This window comes from Bradyrhizobium sp. WSM4872 (genome assembly GCF_055811715.1).
The window spans coordinates 1-16,377 of the sequence record NZ_JBVVPT010000008.1; the positions used below are offsets into that span (position 1 = coordinate 1).

The following is a 16,377-nucleotide window of genomic DNA, read 5'->3' on the forward strand; positions in this document are numbered from 1 at the left end:
CGCCTTGGCCGGTGGCCACCGGCCAAGGCGCTAAGTCACTTCCATCGCACAAATGCTGGCCGTGCAGATACAAGGGGTTCTCTCCGCGCACGAATCTGTTGCAGTTGAGTTCGCTGAAGCAACCCCTCATCCGGCGCTTCGCGCCACCTTCTCCCACAAGGGGAGAAGGGAGAAGTCACCGCCGCTCCTTCTCCTTCGGAGCCGGCGCTGGCCTTCGCGGCGCTGTGGGGCGTTGCGTGGCGGGGAGGCGCTGCTGGAATCCGCTCGGTCGCTGCATGCCTGGCTGTTGAGCGGCGGGCGGCTGGCCGGGCTGCATGCCGGTGCGCGGAAGTTGCGGCTGCACGTGGGGCTGCTGCTGCGTTCCGCCCGGCTGCGGCGGTACGACTCCGCCGGGCTGCGTCGGAAGCTGCCCACCGCGTTGCGGCCGGGTTTGCGGCGTGCCGTCAAGCTGCGTGCCTTGACCGGCGCGCGGTAGGCCTGCCGGACGTACCGCGCCTTGCTTCTGGCCTTGTTGCTGCTGACCCTGACGCGCGCGCGGCGCGGGCTGCACGGCGCCGCCTTGGCCCGGCGCTTGACCCTGCCGCTGCGGCGGCTGCGCGCCTTGGCGACCTGGCGCGCCCGGCTGCTGCTGGCCTGGACGGTTGTTCTGACCGGGCTGGCCGTTCGGCTGTTGCGGCTGCTGCGGCTGTTGTCCTGGCGCCGTATTCGGCCGCAATTGTTGCTGTTGTGGCGGCTGGAACGGCCGCGGAATGCGCGGGCTCGCGGTCGGATTGGCGCGGCGGAAGTCGCGTTGCTCGGTGACGATCTGCCGGCCCGTGGTCTGCGCCAGATGCACCTGGCTGACGAAGCCGCGGTCGCGCGCGATCTGCTGTGCGGGAATCGTGATCGGCACCGCGGCAAAGCGCATGACGCCGGCAGCGGCGGCGCCCGGCCGGATCGCAAAACCGCTCGCGCCTTGCGTCAGCGCGCCGAGCCGCGTCCCGCTCGTGCGGTCGTCGACGTCGATGTGTCCGACCCGGCCGTCGGCGTCGGGATAGAGCTTGATGTTGACGTTGTTGGCGTTGTTCGCGGCCGCGCCTTCCGGCACGTCGACGACGCCCGTGGTGCCGCGAATGCCGAGCGTCGCCGTCGGCGTCGTGATCTTCATGTCGCCGGTCTTTGCCACCGCCGCCGCGACGAAGGCGACGGTGCCCTTGCCGATGTCGAAAATGCCTGCGTTGTGCTTGCCGCCGTCCTCATAGACGTAAGTGTCGATGGTGATCTTCGTGCTTGCGGAGAGGTTGAACGTGGTCGCGTCGTCGAAGGTGATACCGAGCGAGGAGTTCGACGAAGTCTGCACGACGTCGTTGAGATAGATGTCGTCGCGCACCCGCAGCGGATAGGAATTTTTGTCGCGGATCACGGTCGCGATGCCCGTCACCGTCGCGACGTTGCCGATCGGCTCGACGGCGGCGGGCTGCGCCTCGGTCGCGGGAGCGGGTGAAGCCGATGGCGTCGGCGAGGGGGCGGGCGACGGCTGCGCTTGTGGCTGCGCCTGCGCAAGCTCGATCGCATCGGATGCGAACGCAACGCTCGCGCCGGCTGGCGGCGACGCCAGCAGCACAAGCGCGAACAAGAAGCGGCGCCAGGCCACGATAAAAATCACGAGGAGATTCCGGTGAGAAACGCGAGGCGAGATCGACCGATATCAGCCGGCTACAGCTGAACGGCGGATGAATGTCTATCGCACGGAGGCGGTGAACGTTCAAACCCAACTCTTTCCCCTCATGGTGAGGAGCGCGCCCTTGCGCGCGTCTCGAACCATGCAGGCCCGGCTCTCGATCCCGGGCCTTCGCCCTTCGAGACGCCTGCTTCGCAGGCTCCTCAGGGTGAGGGGATAAACTGAGACTGTCGCGCATGATCCCGGGTCGATGCTTCGCATCGCCCGGGATGACGATAGTAAAGGACGGTGGTGGTGCTTCAGCTCACGCGCTTCCAGGTCTGGCCGCCGCAGAACATGCCGCCGAAGGCGCAGCCCTGCACGCGCATCGCATTCGGGCCCTTCATGGCGATCGTCGAGTCGTAATTGCGGCCGGAGTCGGGATCGTGGATGCGACCGCTCCACTTCGCGCCGTCGGGCTTCATGTTGATCAGGATGCGCTCGTTGGTCTTCGCGGCGTAGCCGCAGAGATTGACGCCGCACTGTTCGACGCGAACATTGCCCTTGTTCTCTTCGGTGGCCCAGACGCCGATCGGCGTGTTGGCAACTGCGACAGGCGCGGCGGGCACCGGGGCCGGAGCAACCGCGACCGGCGCGGGCGCAGCAGCGGGAGCCGGAGCGGGAGCTGCAGCGGGCGCGGTCTGTGTCGTGGCGTCGTAGCCGGCGGACGGAGCAGCGGCAACTGTCGTGCTTGGTGCCGCGATAGCGGGCGCTGCCGGTGCGTTCGCCTGCACGGGGGCCTGCTGCACGGGCTGCTGCTGCACCGGAGCCGGCGCGGGCTGCGCGGTCGTGGCCGGAGCCGGAGCCGGCGTGGTGTCGATGTCATCGTCCTTCGAGCCCAAGCCCTTGAGGTTGATGTTGTTCAGCTTGATCGGCTTGTCCGAGAGGCCCGGCGCCACGATGGTCACGCAATTGAGCGAGGCGCAGTTGCGCGGCGTCTCGATGCGGATGTGCTGCCCCTCGATCTGGAACGAGAGCGAATTGCCGGCATGCGCGGCGGCGGTGGACGCGAGGAAGAGGGCGGTGGCGGCGATGGTGAGCTTGTTCATGACAACCTCCGAAAAATGTGCGGTCCCGATATGGACTGAAGTCGCGGGTGGATGAAGCGTGGTTCGACCCTACGCCGGGCTGGTCGGGCGTTCTGTGATGGACGTCACAACGGCTCGCCGGCGCTGGGTGACGCAGCGCACATTCAGCCGCGATTCCATCTGTGTAACCTCGTCGCGACACAGAGGGAGGCGCCGATGATGCGGCTTGTGACTTCGCTTGGCACATTGATCGCGCTGATGGCGATTGCGCCCGCAGCCGAGGCCGGCTCTTACGCGTTCTCGATCGGTGGTCATCGATTTCAGGTCGAGGCGCCCAGCCGTTGCCGATCGGCTTCCTGTGTTTCGGTTTCCTCCCATCGCAGCTTTCGGCCGGACGTCGATACGACACCGGCGCCGACGCCGGTGCTTCCGCCGCCGCAACCGCTTCATCCCGTGACTCCGGTCAGGCCGGCGCAAGCCATTGTGGTCGCGCCTCCACTGTCGCCGGCGGCTCCTGTCCTTGCCGCAACGACATCGCAGCCAATTGTCCTGCCGCAGGCCGCAAGCTCCAATCCGCCACGGGTCGAGCTACCGCGGATGGATCCACCGAAGACCGTCGCGCTCGATCCGCCGCGCATGGAGGCGCCGGTCGTCGCGCCAAGTCCGGAGATCAAGCAGGCCGTGACGAGCCCAGAGCGCGGCGACGACGAGCCGGCCTATTTGCCGCTCGGCGAATGGGAGAGCGCAGGCGCCAAGGGCACGGTCCGCATCGAACGCTGTGGCCCGGCACTGTGCGGTTTCGCGCTGACGGAAACATCGACCAGGGGCGAGAGCGTGCTCGTCAACATGAAGCCGAAAACACACGACGTCTGGACCGGCAACATCTACAGCCGCTCCAGCGGCAGCACCTATTATGCGACGATGACGCTGAAGAGCTCCGGCAAGCTTCACGTCGAAGCCTGCGCACTGGGTCACTTCTGGTGTTCCGGAAACGACTGGACGCGAGCCGAAGAGCGGCCGGCGAAGCTGATCACGACGTCGCGGCAATGGAGCGCGCGGTCGTAAGGGAGGCGTTCGGTACCTCCGGCTGAAGCCGCTAGATCATGCCGAGCACGATGGCGCCGACAAAGGCCATGGCGAGGTACGCGGTGATAACGCTCAGTCTCCCGGCGAAGGTCATGAGGTCGCTCCCACTGTCGCGCCGCCTTGCGCGAGAGCGTCATGGTTAACAGAAAGTCTCTTTTCGAAAAAGTCAGCCTTGCTGTCGCTCGTTACCGGCAGGTGCTGCTGCCGGCGCGGGCTGACATGGTTAAAGAATACTGAAATCAACACGTTGAAGAGTCTTTAAGTAAATTCACCGAACGTGCGTGCATGACGCGCGGAGTTCGTTTGTATCTCGTCGGCTCCATCGTCCTTGTTTCGTTAGCGGGTTGCGGACGCGGCTTCTTCCAGGCCGAACGTGAACCGTGGCGGGCCGAGGCCGAAGCCGCATGCCTGAAATCAGGCGCGGTGAAAGAGGGGCCGGATCTCGTCCGCATCGACCCGATCTCCGGGCCGGGCATGTGCGGCGCCGAGTTTCCGCTCAAGGTCGCCGCCCTCGGCGAAGGCTCGAGCAGTTACGGCTTTGCCGACGAGGAATTGCGACCGCCCGGGAACGTCGGCAGCCAGCCGCGCTGGCCGGTGACGCAGCCGCGATCGAATTACCCGCAAAGCCAGAGCTATCCGCAACGCTCGAACTATCCCGAGAGCGCGGTGCGACAGCCGTCCGGCTATGGCGCGCCGTCCGGCCCGGTGTCGTTGAACGCACCCGGCGTGGATCAGCAGGAAGACGAGATCGATCTGCCGCCCGAGGGCACCGATGCCGCGGGCGCGTCGCGCTACATGAATGCGCCGAGCTATCCGGCGCGGCCGGCGCCGTACTCGCAGGCGCCCGCGCAGCAACCGCTGCCGCGCCTTGGTCCGGCACGGGGCAATCCCGTCACCGCCGTCGGCCCTGTTGCGATCAAGCCGGTTGCGACGCTGGCCTGTCCGATCGTCTCCGAGCTCGACCGCTGGCTCGCCGACACCGTGCAGCCCTCGGCGATGCGCTGGTTCGGCACCCGCGTCGCGGAGATCAAGCAGATCTCCGCCTATTCCTGCCGCGGCATGAACGGCAATTCGCACGCCCATATTTCCGAGCACGCCTTCGGCAACGCGCTCGACATCGCCGCCTTCGTGCTCGCCGACGGCCGCCGCGTTACCGTGAAGGATGGCTGGCGTGGCATGCCGGAAGAGCAGGGCTTCCTGCGCGACGTGCAGTCGGGCGCTTGCGTGCATTTCACCACGGTGCTGGCGCCGGGCTCGAACGTCTACCATTACGATCACATCCACGTCGATCTGATGCGCCGCGCCAGCCGCCGCCTGATCTGCCAGCCCGCCGCCGTCTCCGGCGAAGAGGTCGCCGCGCGGGCGGGCGGGCGCAATCCCTATGCGAATGCGCGCGATCCCTCCGTGACCGGCTCGCTGGGCACGCGCAAGAGCATGGCGCGCAAGCACGAAGAGGACGAGTACGCCGACGATTGATTGCGCATGGCCCGTAGCCTGGATTACGGGCAGCGCAATCCGGGAAGGCGTTCCCGCATTCCGCTTCGCTCCATGCGGGCTACGACCCCACGCCGGCCGGCCCCGCGCTGATCCCAGCCTGTTCAGCCGGCGCCGCGTCTTCGGCAGAGCGCATCTCGGGCGCAAAAATTTGCGCACGCGCAAATCTCACCTAAGTCATTGAAGTCAGAAAGACAATTGTGCTGCCGCGGGCTTTTTCGGCGGTTGGCACGGTCGCTGCAATGAGGAGGCTGCCACGAAGCGGCGCTGCCGGCGCCGTGAGCCAGCGGATCCCGTCATGCAGATGCCTGTCACCCCTCCTTATTCGGATCTCGAACAGCGCGTGCTGTCGCGCATCACGGAGGAGCGCTGGCTTGAACTCGCATCCGAGCTGATCCGCACCGGCCAGCCCCGTTCCGGCAATCCGCTGGATCCCGATTTGCCCCCTGCCGAGGAAGAGGCGATCTCGATGCTGGTCGCGGGCAAGCTCGAGGCGCTCGGCATGGAGGTCACCAAGCACAGCGCGCAGCCGCACCGGCCGAACGTGCTCGGCGTGCTCAAGGGACGCGACGGCGCGCCCTCGCTCATTCTCAACGATCACCTCGACACCTATCCGGCCGTCGAGCCCGAGAAATGGCACATGACGGATTTCGATCCGTTCAAGGCGACGCGCCACGGCGATCTGCTCTATGCGCGCGGCACGTCCGACACGCGCGGAAACCTCGCTGCATCGTTGCTCGCAGTGCAGGCCCTGACCGAAGCGGGTGTGAAGTTCGATGGCACCTTGATGTGCTGCTACACCGTCGATGAGGAGCGGAATGGCACCGAAGGCTCCATCTACATGCTGAACAAGGTCGGCCTGACCGCCGACTACGAGATCACCGCCGAGCCGACCGCCTGGGGTGACGTCAACACGGACTGGGGCATGAACCTGTCGGTGGCCAATTCCGGCCACTGCCTGATCGAGCTCACCGTTCACGGGATCAAGTCGCACATCTGGCGACCGGACATCAGCGTCAACGCCATCATGGAAGCGGCAAAGCTGTTGCCGAAACTGAAGGACATGGCGTTCACGCATGTCCCCAGCAAGTTCATGGGACATACGCCGCCCTGCTGCGCCGTGGTGCGCATTCGGTCCGGCCTGCCCGGCGAGATGCAGTTCTCGCCGGATGCCTGCACCATCACGCTCGCCGTGGTCGGCATCGTGCCCGGCATGACGCTATCGAGCGTGATTGCGGACATCGAGCGCCTCGGACGGGACACTTTTGCGGGCGTGAACGACGTCAGGGTCGAGGTGCGCCAGGTGCCGGGCTCGCTGTTCGTCAACGCGACCGAACCGGTGCCGGTCGAGGAGGAGCCCTGCCGCTCCTTGCGCGCGGTTTACCGGCGTCTGATGGGCCGCGAGCCCGGTGTCAACCGCAAGAACGCCTTCAACGACACGATCCGCTTCCGCGAAGCCGGCATCAATGCGGTGACCTTCGGTCCCGGAGAAGACGGCTGGGCCGTCGACAATGAGAACATCTCGATCACCAAGTCGGTGATGGCGACGCGGATCTACGCGCTGACCATCATGCAGATCCTGGGAGTGCGGACATGAGCGTCGAGGCGACCCACATGACGATTCCAATCTCGCCGGATCGCACGCGACGCGGCAGCTTGCGGCTGCGGCTTCCGAAGGTCTCGCGATCGGTGCTGCTCTCGACGCTGACCGTGGCCATGCTGCTGGCCGGCTGGGCCATCGTCACGGAGATGGGCTGGGCCAACGAGCTGTTCCTGCCGAAGCCGCAGGCGGTCTGGGCCGCGTTCGTGAAGACGATGACGAAGGGATATCAGGGCGCGACCCTGCTTCAGCATCTCGGCGCAAGCCTCTATCGTATCCTCACCGCCTTTGCGCTGGCCTGCCTGATCGGCATCCCGCTCGGCGTCCTCATGGGCGTGTCGCGCAACGCTCGCGCGCTGCTCAATCCGTTGATCGAGTTCTACCGGCCGCTGCCGCCGCTCGGCCTTTATACGCTGCTGGTGATGTGGCTCGGCATCGGTGAGAGCTCGAAGCTGTCGCTGCTGTTTCTTGCCGGTCTGCCGGGCATCGTCATCTCGACGATCCAGGCCGTCACCAGCGTGGACCCGGTCTATGTGCGCGCCGCCCAGTCGCTCGGCGCGACCCGGCGACACCTGCTGTTTCACGTCTATTTGCCGGCGGCGGGACCACTGATTCTCGCCGGCATGCGCATCTCGCTCGGATTCACCTACACCGTTCTCGTCGCCGCCGAAATCGTCGCGGCATCCGCCGGCATCGGCTGGATGATCTGGGACGCCGCGAAATTCCTGCTCTCCGACGTCGTGATCATGGGGCTGATCGTGCTCGGCCTCACCGGCGTCGTGCTCGATCTCATGATGCGCGGCATCGCCAAACTGATGATGCCGTGGGCCTGAATCCAATTCTGATCCTAGGGGAGACCTCCATGATGAAGAGACTGATTGCGACGCTCGCGGTTACCACGTTGGCGCTCACGGCCGCAGTCCGCGCCGAGGACAAGCCGGCGAAGGTGACCGTCGGCTATCTGAACCTCGTCAACGCGCAGCTGGTCACCAAGCATCTTGGCCTGCTCGCCAAGGAGATGCCGGGCGTCGACATCAAATACGTCAAGATCGGCGGGGGTGGCGACATGCTGCGCGCGATCGCCGGCAACGACGTCGATTTCGGCGGCCTCGGCAACCCGCCGACCGCGATCGGCGCGACGCGCGCCCTGCCGATCAAGGGCATCCTGGTGATCAACATGCTCGACTACGTCGAGTCGATGGTGGTTCGCGCCGACAAGAACATCACCTCGCTCAAGGACCTCAAGGGCAAGACAGTGGCGGCGCCGTTCGGCTCCACGACACACTACCTCCTGCTCCAGGCGCTCAAGGACGAGGGTGTCGATCCCGCCTCGATGAAGATTCTGGACCTCGCGCCGTCGGACATCGCGGCGGCCTGGCTTCGCGGCGACATCGACGCGGCCTGGTTCTGGGAGCCGAATCTCGGCAAGGCCGTGAAGAACGGCGGCAAGATCCTCGTCACCTCGGGCGAGATGGCCAAGCGCGGCTACCCGACCTGGGACATCGGCGTCGTCATGAACGCGTTCGCGGAGAAATATCCGTCCTATGTCGACAAGTTCATCAAGGCCGAATGCGAAGGCATCGATTTCTGGCTGAAGAACCCGGAGAAGACCGCGGAGATCATCGCGGAAGAGCTTTCGCTGCCGATCGAGGACGCGCAGCGAATGATGAAGGGCACCGGGATGATTCCCTGCAACAAGCAGCTCACGGAGGAATATCTCGGCACATCCGCGAAAAAAGGCAAATTCGTCGACACGCTGATCTCGACCGCCGATTTCCTGGTGAAGCAGGAGCGCCTGCCGAAGCTGCTGCCGCGCGCCGACTTCGAAGCCTTCATCCAGCCCGCCTATCTGGAGAAGGTGATCGGCCGCTAGGATCGGTGCCGGCGGGCTTGTCTCGCCGGCACATCGCCAATTCCCGCAAGCACGTGACCGACATGAATCTCGCACCTCGCCACCTCCGCGCCGCCTATCGCCGCGGTGAGTTCAAGCCGTCCGATGTCGCCGCTTATGTGTTGTCGCGCCTTGATCACGCCGACCAGAGCGGCGTCTGGATCTCGACGGCAGATCCCGAAAGCGTCATGGCAAAGGCGCGTGCGCTCGATGCCCGCATTGGCGAGATCGGCGAGCTGCCGCTCTACGGCCTCGTGTTCTCGGTCAAGGATTGTATCGACGTGGCCGGTGAGCAGACCACCTCGGCCTGCCCGGAATTCGCCTACACCGCCAAAGACACGAGCCCGGTTGTCGCCGACGCCATCGCGGCCGGCGCGATCTATCTCGGCAAGACCAATATGGATCAGTTCGCGACCGGCCTCGTCGGCGTGCGCTCGCCCTATGGGATCGCCCGCAACCCGCACAATCCGGACTACATCCCCGGCGGCTCCAGTTCGGGCGCCGCGGTATCGGTCGCGACGGGCACATCGTCCTTTGCGTTCGGCACCGATACCGGCGGATCGGGCAGGGTGCCGGCGTCCTATTGCGGCGTGACCGGCTTCAAGCCGGCGCCCGGCGCCTTCAGTCAGCGCGGCATGGTCTACGCGTGCCGTAGCTTTGATACCATCTCGCTCTACACGCGCGACCCCCGCGATGGCCACGAGATCTATCGCGTGTTGGCGCGGCGCGATGTCGAGGACTGTTTTTCGCCGGAAGCTTTCGCCGGATGGACGGAGCAGGCTCCTCCAGCGCGGCCGCTCAACATCGCAACGACGCGTCCGGATCAGCTCAGCTTCTTCGGCAATGCGGAGACGGAGGCGCTGTTCGGCGACGGGCTTCGCAAGCTGCGGCAGCTCGATCTGTCGGTCGCATCGGTCGACTTCTCGCCGTTCATTTCGGTCAACGATCTGATGTTTTTCGGACCGTTCCTCGCCGAGCGGGACGTCTCGGTCGGCGCGTTCCTCGACGCCAATCCGGAGGCGGGCGTGAAGATCGTGCGCGACCTCGTCCTCGGCAGCCGGAAGTTCACGGCGGCCGACGCCTACCGTGCGCTCTACAAGGTCAAGGAGGTCCAGCGATCGCTGCGCGACTTCTGGCAAGTTCACGACGCGCTGGTCGTGCCGACGGTCGGCACCGTGCTGAGCATCGATGACGTTGCGCGCGACCCGCTGACGGCCAACTTCAACAACGGCTATTACACCAATTACGCCAACCCGCTGGGCCTGGCCGCCATCGCCGTTCCGAACGCCGTCACCGCAGCCGGCGTGCCCTATGGCGTCACGTTCCTGGCGCCGGCCGGCCGGGAGCGCCTGCTCACCGATCTGGCTTGCGCTTTCATGGAGGCTTCGGCCGAGCCCGACCATCTGCGCCGCGTTGCAATCTGAGCGGAGACCTCCTAGCCTTCGAGCCGTCACTCGAAGGGAGACCGATCGTGGGGCGCAGCGATGCGCATGAGGTGGCCGATCCAGCTGAGCCGCGCGCCGAACTGCCACGGCCCGGGACCGGACGTTATGTGCTGAAGGCGTTGGACAAGCCCGATCTGGAGCTGGTGATGCGAACCGGCAGGCTCGCGACCTACCAGAACCGCGAATATCTGCTGCGGGAGGGCGAGCCCGCAAATGGCGTCCACATCATCCTGAACGGGATCGTCGAAAGCACCCATGCCGGCACGCAGGGGCGCGAACTGATGCTTTCCACCTGGGAGACCGGCGATTTCGTCGGCGCGCCCTATATCCTCGGCGATCACCGCCACAGCTGGTCGGCCCGCGCGCTCGGGCGGGTCGAAGCACTGCATCTCGACCAGGATGCGGTCCGCCGGTTGATCGCGCAGTCGCCGTCGTTCGCAGTCGCGCTGATCGAGTGTCTCGGCTTCAAGGGCGAGACCTATTCGATGCTGGCGCAGACGCTGGCGGGACAGAAGGCGGCGGAACGGTTGGTGCTGCTCCTGGTCAAGCTGTGCGAGAACGCGGCCCAGGACGAGAGCGGCCCGATCTCGCTCGGCCGCATCACGCAGGCCAATCTCGCGCGCATGATCGGCGCGACGCGCCAGTCGATCAGCCTGATCCTCAGCCGCCTCCAGGACGACGGCATCATCTGGACCGGCCCAACCAAGATGGTCGTCAACGATCTCGCTGCGTTACGGAAGCAGGTGACCGACTAGGTCGTGTACTCATAAAGGTCAGCTACCGGCGCAAGACGGAAGTCTCCCGCGTTGAGCATGATGGGCAGCCTTCCCACTTCGGACATGGCGCGGCTCGCGCAATGCGCGCGAACACTCGATTGCCAGATTCACGCACGGTCTGGCTCAGGCGATTGAATCTGCTATACGCGGTGCAGGACGAATTGGAGTTGCCAGTGCCGGAACGGGCCAGTTAACCTCAAACGGCCATCTCACCAGCGAGGAAGGTCTCTTGATTCAGCCTTGGACACTACTGTCGAGCGAAATGGCCTTCGACCACCGCTGGTATAAGCTCCGGCGAGACACCGTTAAATTGCCCAATGGGCGCGTTGTTGACGACTACTTTGTCTCGCAGCGGCCTAATGTGGCTATTGCGGTCCCGCTCACAAGAGAAAACGATGTTATCCTCGTTCGGCAGTATAAGCATGGCGTGCAGGCAATCACGTTGGAATTCCCGGCCGGCACCTTTCAGTCGGAATCACCGATGACGGCAGCAGCGCGGGAGCTTGAAGAAGAGACCGGCTATTCGCCGAGCGACATGATCGACCTCGGAACTTGCTTTGACGATTCAACCAAGAATTCGAATCTAGTGCATATTTTCCTTGCGAGCGGATGTGCGCTGACAGGCAGTCAACGCCTTGACGAATTGGAAGAGGCGTCAGGAGTCGAAGTTGTATTGATGTCGCTGCAGGAAGTGCTTAAAGCGCTCGAAGACGGAACAATTAAATCTATGGCGTCGGTTGCCGCGGGCTATAAGGCGCTCCGCGCAATCGGAGCATAAGCGCAAGACGGATCAGGCTTTCCAGCGGCAAAGCCGGTTATCGCTGCACCGCATATGTCCGGTTCTCGGTACCTGTTCTTCACGTATTCCGGCGCCGTCGAAAATCATTTTCAGCCCGACTTCGACGGTGCTGGGACCAGCCCCATGCACAGCTGCACCTCGGCCGGGACATTGTAGGTCCGCATGATGTGGCGGCTGTCGCGCAGGCCGGTTGCCTCACGCTGCACCACGAACATCCAGAGCGCGTGGCCGGCTTCCATCACCAGCTTGCGCCTGGCCGGCTGCATCGAGGCCGGCACCTCGGGGAGGGCATGGGCGGCGTCGAACTCGCGCAGGCGCGCCAGCGCCTGTTCGAGCGTGCGGCCCATCCGTCCGAGGGCGGAGGCCTGTTCCTGGACAATCTCGTAATGGAGGATATCGACGGGCGGGCGGAGATCACGGGACATGAGCCCGAATATAGTGCCGCCGGAGCGGCCTGCAACGCAGGCCCGGCTTGCCGCTACTTCGCCCGATAAGCCGCCAGGAACATCCGCGTCGCGCTGTCGACGACCTCGCTCATGCGCTCTTCCGACGGCGCGGGCGCGGCCTGGAAGACGAAGGGCAGGAACAGCGAGGCCTTGCACAGTTCCATGAACTGCGACGCCGCGAGATCGCAATTGTCGATCGCGAGATCGCCGGAGGCGACATGGGTGTTGAGATAGTCGGAGAGGCGGTTGATGGACTTGTCCAGCACCCGCGCATAGTAGCGCCGGCCGAGATCGGGCATGCGCTCGGCGATCGCCATCACGGTGCGGATCGCCGATCCGCCGCCGGGCCGGCACAGCAAACGGTTGTAGGCCCGGCCGAAATCCTTCAGCGTGGTTTCAACATCGCGTGCCGGATCGAAATTGAACGCGACCTGCCCGTGCTGGAGCGCCTCCTGCTCGAGGATGGCTTCGAACAGCGCGCATTTGTCGGCGAAGTAGACGTAAAGCGTGCCTTTGGAGACCTGCGCCGCGCGGGCGATCTCACCCATGCTGGCGCCGTCAAACCCGAGATCCATGAACACCTTGCGGGCCCCGTCCAGGATCTGGCGGCGTTTGGAGCTGTCCTCCTCCTGGATGACGTGCAGATGTTCGCGGACGGCTACAACCATTGGTTCAGGGTCTCGGAAAGTTTTTGGATCGGTTCAGGGTCATGAAACCGAAATAAAGGATTCGGGCCAGTAGGGTCTGCCCGGGAATATTATCTATATTGACCGAACCGTTCGGTCAATGATATTTGGGATCGGCGAGAGGGACCCGGCCGCACGGCGGCCGTCCCTCATCGCGCTTTTTTTTGGGGAGGCCTTCATGGCCGTACTGAGAGACCAGGCTGCGCGCGTCCTTCGTCCGGACGCCGTGGAGACGCCGACGCCCGCGGGTGGTGACGCCGCCACCGAGACGTCTGTAGCTCTCGCCGAGCAGTTGCGCTCTCATGTGGCCGAGGAAACCAAGCGCCGCCCCAGCGAGGCGCCGGAGACGCCCGTGACCGACAAGCCGGCCGCAGCCCCAGAGGCGCCCGTCGCCGCCGGCGCGCCGAAGTCCGGCAAGCGCAAGTTCGTGATGATGGGAGTAGGGCTGGTGCTGGCGCTCGCGGCCGCGAGCTATGCCGGCTATTACACCCTAGTCGGCCGCTTCTACGTCGCGACCGACGACGCCTATGTCCGCGCCAACAACACCATGCTGGGCGCGCGCGTTGCCGGCCACGTCTCCTCGATCCTCGCCGGCGACAACACGACGGTGCGCGCCGGCGACATCGTCTTCCGCATCGACGACGGCGACTACAAGATCGCGGTCGACGCCGCCGCGACCAGGATCGCGACCCAGCAGGCCACCATCGATCGCATCGGCCGCCAGGTCGCGGCGCTCGACAGCCAGGTCGCACAGGCCAAGGCGCAGCTCGTCTCCGCCGAAGCCGGCCTCAAGCGCGCCGACCTCGATTATGAGCGCCAGCAGGCGCTCAGCAACAAGGGTTTTGCCTCGCGCGCCACCTTCGAGAGCTCCGAAGCCGGACGCGACCAGGGCGCCGCCGCGGTCAAGGCTGCGCAGGCCGCCTACGATGTCGCGCTCAGCAATGTCGACGTCGCCAAGGCGCAGCAGGCCGAAGCGCAGGCGCAGCTCGCCGAGCTCAAGACCACGCTGGCCAAGGCCGAGCGCGATCTCGCCTTCACCGCGGTGCGCGCGCCGATCGACGGCACGTTCTCGAACCGCCTCGTCAGTGCCGGCGATTTCGTCGCGGTTGGCCAGCGGCTCGGCAACGTCGTGCCGCTCGACAACGTCTATATCGACGCCAATTTCAAGGAGACCCAGCTCAAGCGCATCCGCCCCGGCCAACCGGTGACGATCAAGGTCGACGCCTACGGCATGCGCAAGTTCTCCGGCGTCGTCGACAGCATCGCGGCGGGCGCGGGCTCGGTATTCACGCTGCTGCCGCCCGACAACGCCACCGGCAACTTCACCAAGATCGTGCAGCGCGTGCCGGTCCGCATCCGCGTGCCGAAGTCGGTCGCGAAGCAAAACCTGCTCCGTGCCGGAATGTCGGTCACTGCGACCGTCGACACCAACAAGGGCGCGGCCGACGCCGACAGCGAGGTCGATCTCGACGACGCCACCATGATCCATCCGCAGTAGCGCGCCTGCGCCGCGAGGTCAGACCATGGCGAACGCCACGACCGCTTCACCTGCCATGATGGCGGATCCCGCTTCGGAGCGCATCGCGCCGAAGCGGCTGTTCGCTTTCATTATCATGGTGTTCGGGATGTTCATGTCGATCCTGGACATCCAGATCGTCTCGGCATCCCTGAGTGAAATCCAGGCCGGCCTGTCGGCAAGCTCCAGTGAAGTCTCCTGGGTCCAGACCGCCTATCTGATTGCCGAAGTGATCGCGATTCCGCTGTCGGGATTCTTGTCGCGCGCCTTTGGCACGCGGCTGTTGTTCGCAATCTCGGCGGCCGGCTTTACCGCATCGAGCCTGCTCTGCGGCTTCGCCACCACCATCGAGGAGATGATCCTCTGGCGCGCGCTGCAAGGCTTTCTTGGCGCCGGCATGATCCCGACGGTGTTCGCCTCGGCCTACACCGTTTTCCCGCGCACCAAATTCCACATCGTCGGTCCCATCATCGGGCTCGTCGCGACGTTGGCCCCGACCATCGGGCCGACCGTCGGCGGCTACATCACTGACCTGATGTCCTGGAACTGGCTGTTCTTCATCAACATCGTGCCCGGCATCGGCATCACCATCGGCGTGCTGGCGCTGGTCGATTTCGACGAGCCGCATTTCGAATTGCTCGATCGTTTCGACTGGTGGGGGCTGCTGTTCATGGCCGGCTTCCTCGGCACGCTCGAATACGTGCTGGAGGAAGGGCCGCAATATGAATGGATGCAGGACCCCTCGGTCGCGATCTGCGCCTGGATCTGCGGCATCTCGGCGATCGCCTTCTTCTGGCGCGTCTTCACCGCGGCCGAGCCGATCGTCAATTTGCGCACCTTTTCCAACCGCAATTTCGCGATCGGCTGCGTCCTTCAGTTCTGCATCGGCATCGGCCTCTACGGCCTGACCTACATCTATCCGCGCTACCTCGCCGAAGTGCGCGGCTATAGCGCGCTGATGATCGGCGAGACCATGTTCGTCTCGGGCATCACCATGTTCCTGGTCGCGCCGGTGGTCGGGCGTCTCATGGCGAAGTACGACATGCGCTACATGATCGCGTTCGGGCTCGTCGTGTTCGCGCTCGGCTCCTACCAGATGACCTGGATCACGCGCGATTACGATTTCTACGAGCTGCTGATTCCGCAGATCCTGCGCGGCATCGGCATGATGTTCGCGATGGTGCCGACCAACAACATCGCGCTGGGCACGCTCGCGCCCGACCGGGTGAAGAACGCCTCGGGACTCTTCAACCTGATGCGCAATCTCGGCGGCGCGGTGGGGCTTGCCGTCATCAACACCGTGCTCAACGACCGCACGGACCTGCACATCACGCGCCTGCAGGAGCGCGTGACCTGGGGCAACGCGACCGCGACCGAAACCCTGACCATGTTCATGCAGAAGTTCCAGGGGCTCGGCGATTCCACCCTGATGGCGATGAAGCAGCTCAGCCAGATCGTGCATCGCCAGGCCGTGGTGATGGGCTTCGGTGATGCTTTCTTCATCCTGACGCTGTTCTATCTTGGCCTCACCCTGCTCGTCACGCTGTTGAAGAAGCCAGCCTCGCCGTTCGGCGCCAGCGGCGACGCGCATTGAGCCAGCCACTCATTCGGTGTCATCGCCCGGCTTGACCGGGCGATCCAGTATTCCAGAGGCCTTGGTTGGAAAGCTCGCTCCCGCCATAGAAGCCGCGGCGTACTGGATGCCCCGGTCAAGCCGGGGCATGACGGCGGAGTGCGCGGTGAGGCGCACCAATTTGCAACACTCGTGCGTGATCTCGCGCGAGCCCCGTTGCAAATCACCAATGACACATCTATAAAGCGCACCTCATTCAATCGAACCGGGAGGATTTGCATGATTTCGTCGCATTCGCAGATCGCACGCCCGCGCTCGATGATGTTCTGGCTCGGTAT

Annotated in this window: 14 protein-coding genes; 10 read left to right on the forward strand and 4 right to left on the reverse strand. The window is 64.9% G+C overall.

Annotated elements, in window-relative coordinates; genetic code table 11:
* Nucleotides 1–175: 175 nt before the first annotated feature.
* Both AC0L3C_RS13290 and AC0L3C_RS13295 read right to left on the reverse strand, forming a co-directional pair.
* Nucleotides 176–1,636 (reverse strand): FecR domain-containing protein, encoded by a 1,461-nt coding sequence (locus tag AC0L3C_RS13290; RefSeq protein ID WP_473408305.1) that lies wholly within the window; start codon nt 1,634–1,636, stop codon nt 176–178.
* 323 nt (nt 1,637–1,959) lie between these two features.
* A complete protein-coding gene (locus AC0L3C_RS13295) occupies nt 1,960–2,748 on the reverse strand; it encodes a DUF2147 domain-containing protein (RefSeq protein ID WP_473408189.1) in 789 nt (262 codons plus the stop codon).
* 195 nt (nt 2,749–2,943) lie between these two features.
* Between AC0L3C_RS13295 and AC0L3C_RS13300 the strand changes: the two genes are divergently transcribed.
* The 8 genes from AC0L3C_RS13300 to AC0L3C_RS13335 all read left to right on the forward strand — a co-directional run bounded on the left by AC0L3C_RS13300 (nt 2,944) and on the right by AC0L3C_RS13335 (nt 11,797).
* The gene (locus tag AC0L3C_RS13300; protein ID WP_473408190.1) at nt 2,944–3,792 is read left to right on the forward strand and encodes a DUF2147 domain-containing protein; all 849 of its coding nucleotides are present in this window, start codon (nt 2,944–2,946) and stop codon (nt 3,790–3,792) included.
* A gap of 306 nt (nt 3,793–4,098) precedes the next feature.
* Nucleotides 4,099–5,289 carry an extensin-like domain-containing protein gene (locus AC0L3C_RS13305; protein WP_063995210.1) on the forward strand — a complete coding sequence of 397 codons (1,191 nt, stop codon included), beginning with the start codon at nt 4,099–4,101 and terminating at the stop codon, nt 5,287–5,289.
* A 316-nt stretch (nt 5,290–5,605) separates the two neighbouring features.
* Nucleotides 5,606–6,904 carry a M20 family metallopeptidase gene (locus tag AC0L3C_RS13310; protein WP_473279002.1) on the forward strand — a complete coding sequence of 433 codons (1,299 nt, stop codon included), beginning with the start codon at nt 5,606–5,608 and terminating at the stop codon, nt 6,902–6,904.
* Nucleotides 6,901–7,740: an ABC transporter permease gene (locus AC0L3C_RS13315; RefSeq protein WP_473408191.1), complete on the forward strand. Its 840-nt coding sequence runs from the start codon at nt 6,901–6,903 to the stop codon at nt 7,738–7,740. Before AC0L3C_RS13310 ends, AC0L3C_RS13315 begins: the two co-directional genes overlap by 4 nt.
* Nucleotides 7,741–7,769: 29 nt before the next feature.
* A complete protein-coding gene (locus AC0L3C_RS13320; RefSeq protein WP_473262946.1) occupies nt 7,770–8,780 on the forward strand; it encodes a taurine ABC transporter substrate-binding protein in 1,011 nt (336 codons plus the stop codon).
* 62 nt (nt 8,781–8,842) lie between these two features.
* Nucleotides 8,843–10,222 (forward strand): amidase family protein, encoded by a 1,380-nt coding sequence (locus tag AC0L3C_RS13325; RefSeq protein WP_473408192.1) that lies wholly within the window; start codon nt 8,843–8,845, stop codon nt 10,220–10,222.
* A gap of 47 nt (nt 10,223–10,269) precedes the next feature.
* A complete protein-coding gene (locus tag AC0L3C_RS13330) occupies nt 10,270–10,998 on the forward strand; it encodes a Crp/Fnr family transcriptional regulator (RefSeq protein ID WP_473279006.1) in 729 nt (242 codons plus the stop codon).
* A gap of 250 nt (nt 10,999–11,248) precedes the next feature.
* Nucleotides 11,249–11,797, forward strand: a complete 549-nt coding sequence (locus AC0L3C_RS13335) for an NUDIX hydrolase (RefSeq protein WP_473408193.1) — start codon at nt 11,249–11,251, stop codon at nt 11,795–11,797.
* Between the two features lie 110 nt (nt 11,798–11,907).
* On the opposite strand, the gene AC0L3C_RS13340 is transcribed toward AC0L3C_RS13335, so the two are convergent.
* Together AC0L3C_RS13340 and AC0L3C_RS13345 are read right to left on the reverse strand one after the other, a co-directional pair.
* Complete coding sequence (locus AC0L3C_RS13340; protein ID WP_473347929.1) at nt 11,908–12,243, reverse strand: DUF6665 family protein; 336 nt, start codon at nt 12,241–12,243, stop codon at nt 11,908–11,910.
* A 53-nt stretch (nt 12,244–12,296) separates the two neighbouring features.
* Nucleotides 12,297–12,932: a TetR/AcrR family transcriptional regulator gene (locus AC0L3C_RS13345; RefSeq protein WP_473408194.1), complete on the reverse strand. Its 636-nt coding sequence runs from the start codon at nt 12,930–12,932 to the stop codon at nt 12,297–12,299.
* 196 nt (nt 12,933–13,128) lie between these two features.
* On the opposite strand from AC0L3C_RS13345, the gene AC0L3C_RS13350 reads away from it, so the two are divergent.
* Together AC0L3C_RS13350 and AC0L3C_RS13355 are read left to right on the forward strand one after the other, a co-directional pair.
* On the forward strand, nt 13,129–14,448 hold the full coding sequence (locus AC0L3C_RS13350) for an HlyD family secretion protein (RefSeq protein ID WP_473408195.1): 1,320 nt from the start codon (nt 13,129–13,131) through the stop codon (nt 14,446–14,448).
* A gap of 25 nt (nt 14,449–14,473) precedes the next feature.
* Entirely contained in the window at nt 14,474–16,060 is a 1,587-nt protein-coding gene (locus AC0L3C_RS13355; protein ID WP_473408196.1) for a DHA2 family efflux MFS transporter permease subunit, read from the forward strand.
* Nucleotides 16,061–16,377 lie beyond the last annotated feature (317 nt).

Coding starts and splice junctions, on each gene's coding strand:
- AC0L3C_RS13295 (WP_473408189.1), bottom strand. CDS start 2,748: ATGAACAAGCTCACCATCGCCGCCACCGCCCTCTTCCTCGCGTCCACC.
- AC0L3C_RS13300 (WP_473408190.1), top strand. CDS start 2,944: ATGATGCGGCTTGTGACTTCGCTTGGCACATTGATCGCGCTGATGGCG.
- AC0L3C_RS13305 (WP_063995210.1), top strand. CDS start 4,099: ATGACGCGCGGAGTTCGTTTGTATCTCGTCGGCTCCATCGTCCTTGTT.
- AC0L3C_RS13310 (WP_473279002.1), top strand. CDS start 5,606: ATGCAGATGCCTGTCACCCCTCCTTATTCGGATCTCGAACAGCGCGTG.
- AC0L3C_RS13315 (WP_473408191.1), top strand. CDS start 6,901: ATGAGCGTCGAGGCGACCCACATGACGATTCCAATCTCGCCGGATCGC.
- AC0L3C_RS13320 (WP_473262946.1), top strand. CDS start 7,770: ATGATGAAGAGACTGATTGCGACGCTCGCGGTTACCACGTTGGCGCTC.
- AC0L3C_RS13325 (WP_473408192.1), top strand. CDS start 8,843: ATGAATCTCGCACCTCGCCACCTCCGCGCCGCCTATCGCCGCGGTGAG.
- AC0L3C_RS13340 (WP_473347929.1), bottom strand. CDS start 12,243: ATGTCCCGTGATCTCCGCCCGCCCGTCGATATCCTCCATTACGAGATT.
- AC0L3C_RS13345 (WP_473408194.1), bottom strand. CDS start 12,932: ATGGTTGTAGCCGTCCGCGAACATCTGCACGTCATCCAGGAGGAGGAC.
- AC0L3C_RS13350 (WP_473408195.1), top strand. CDS start 13,129: ATGGCCGTACTGAGAGACCAGGCTGCGCGCGTCCTTCGTCCGGACGCC.
- AC0L3C_RS13355 (WP_473408196.1), top strand. CDS start 14,474: ATGGCGAACGCCACGACCGCTTCACCTGCCATGATGGCGGATCCCGCT.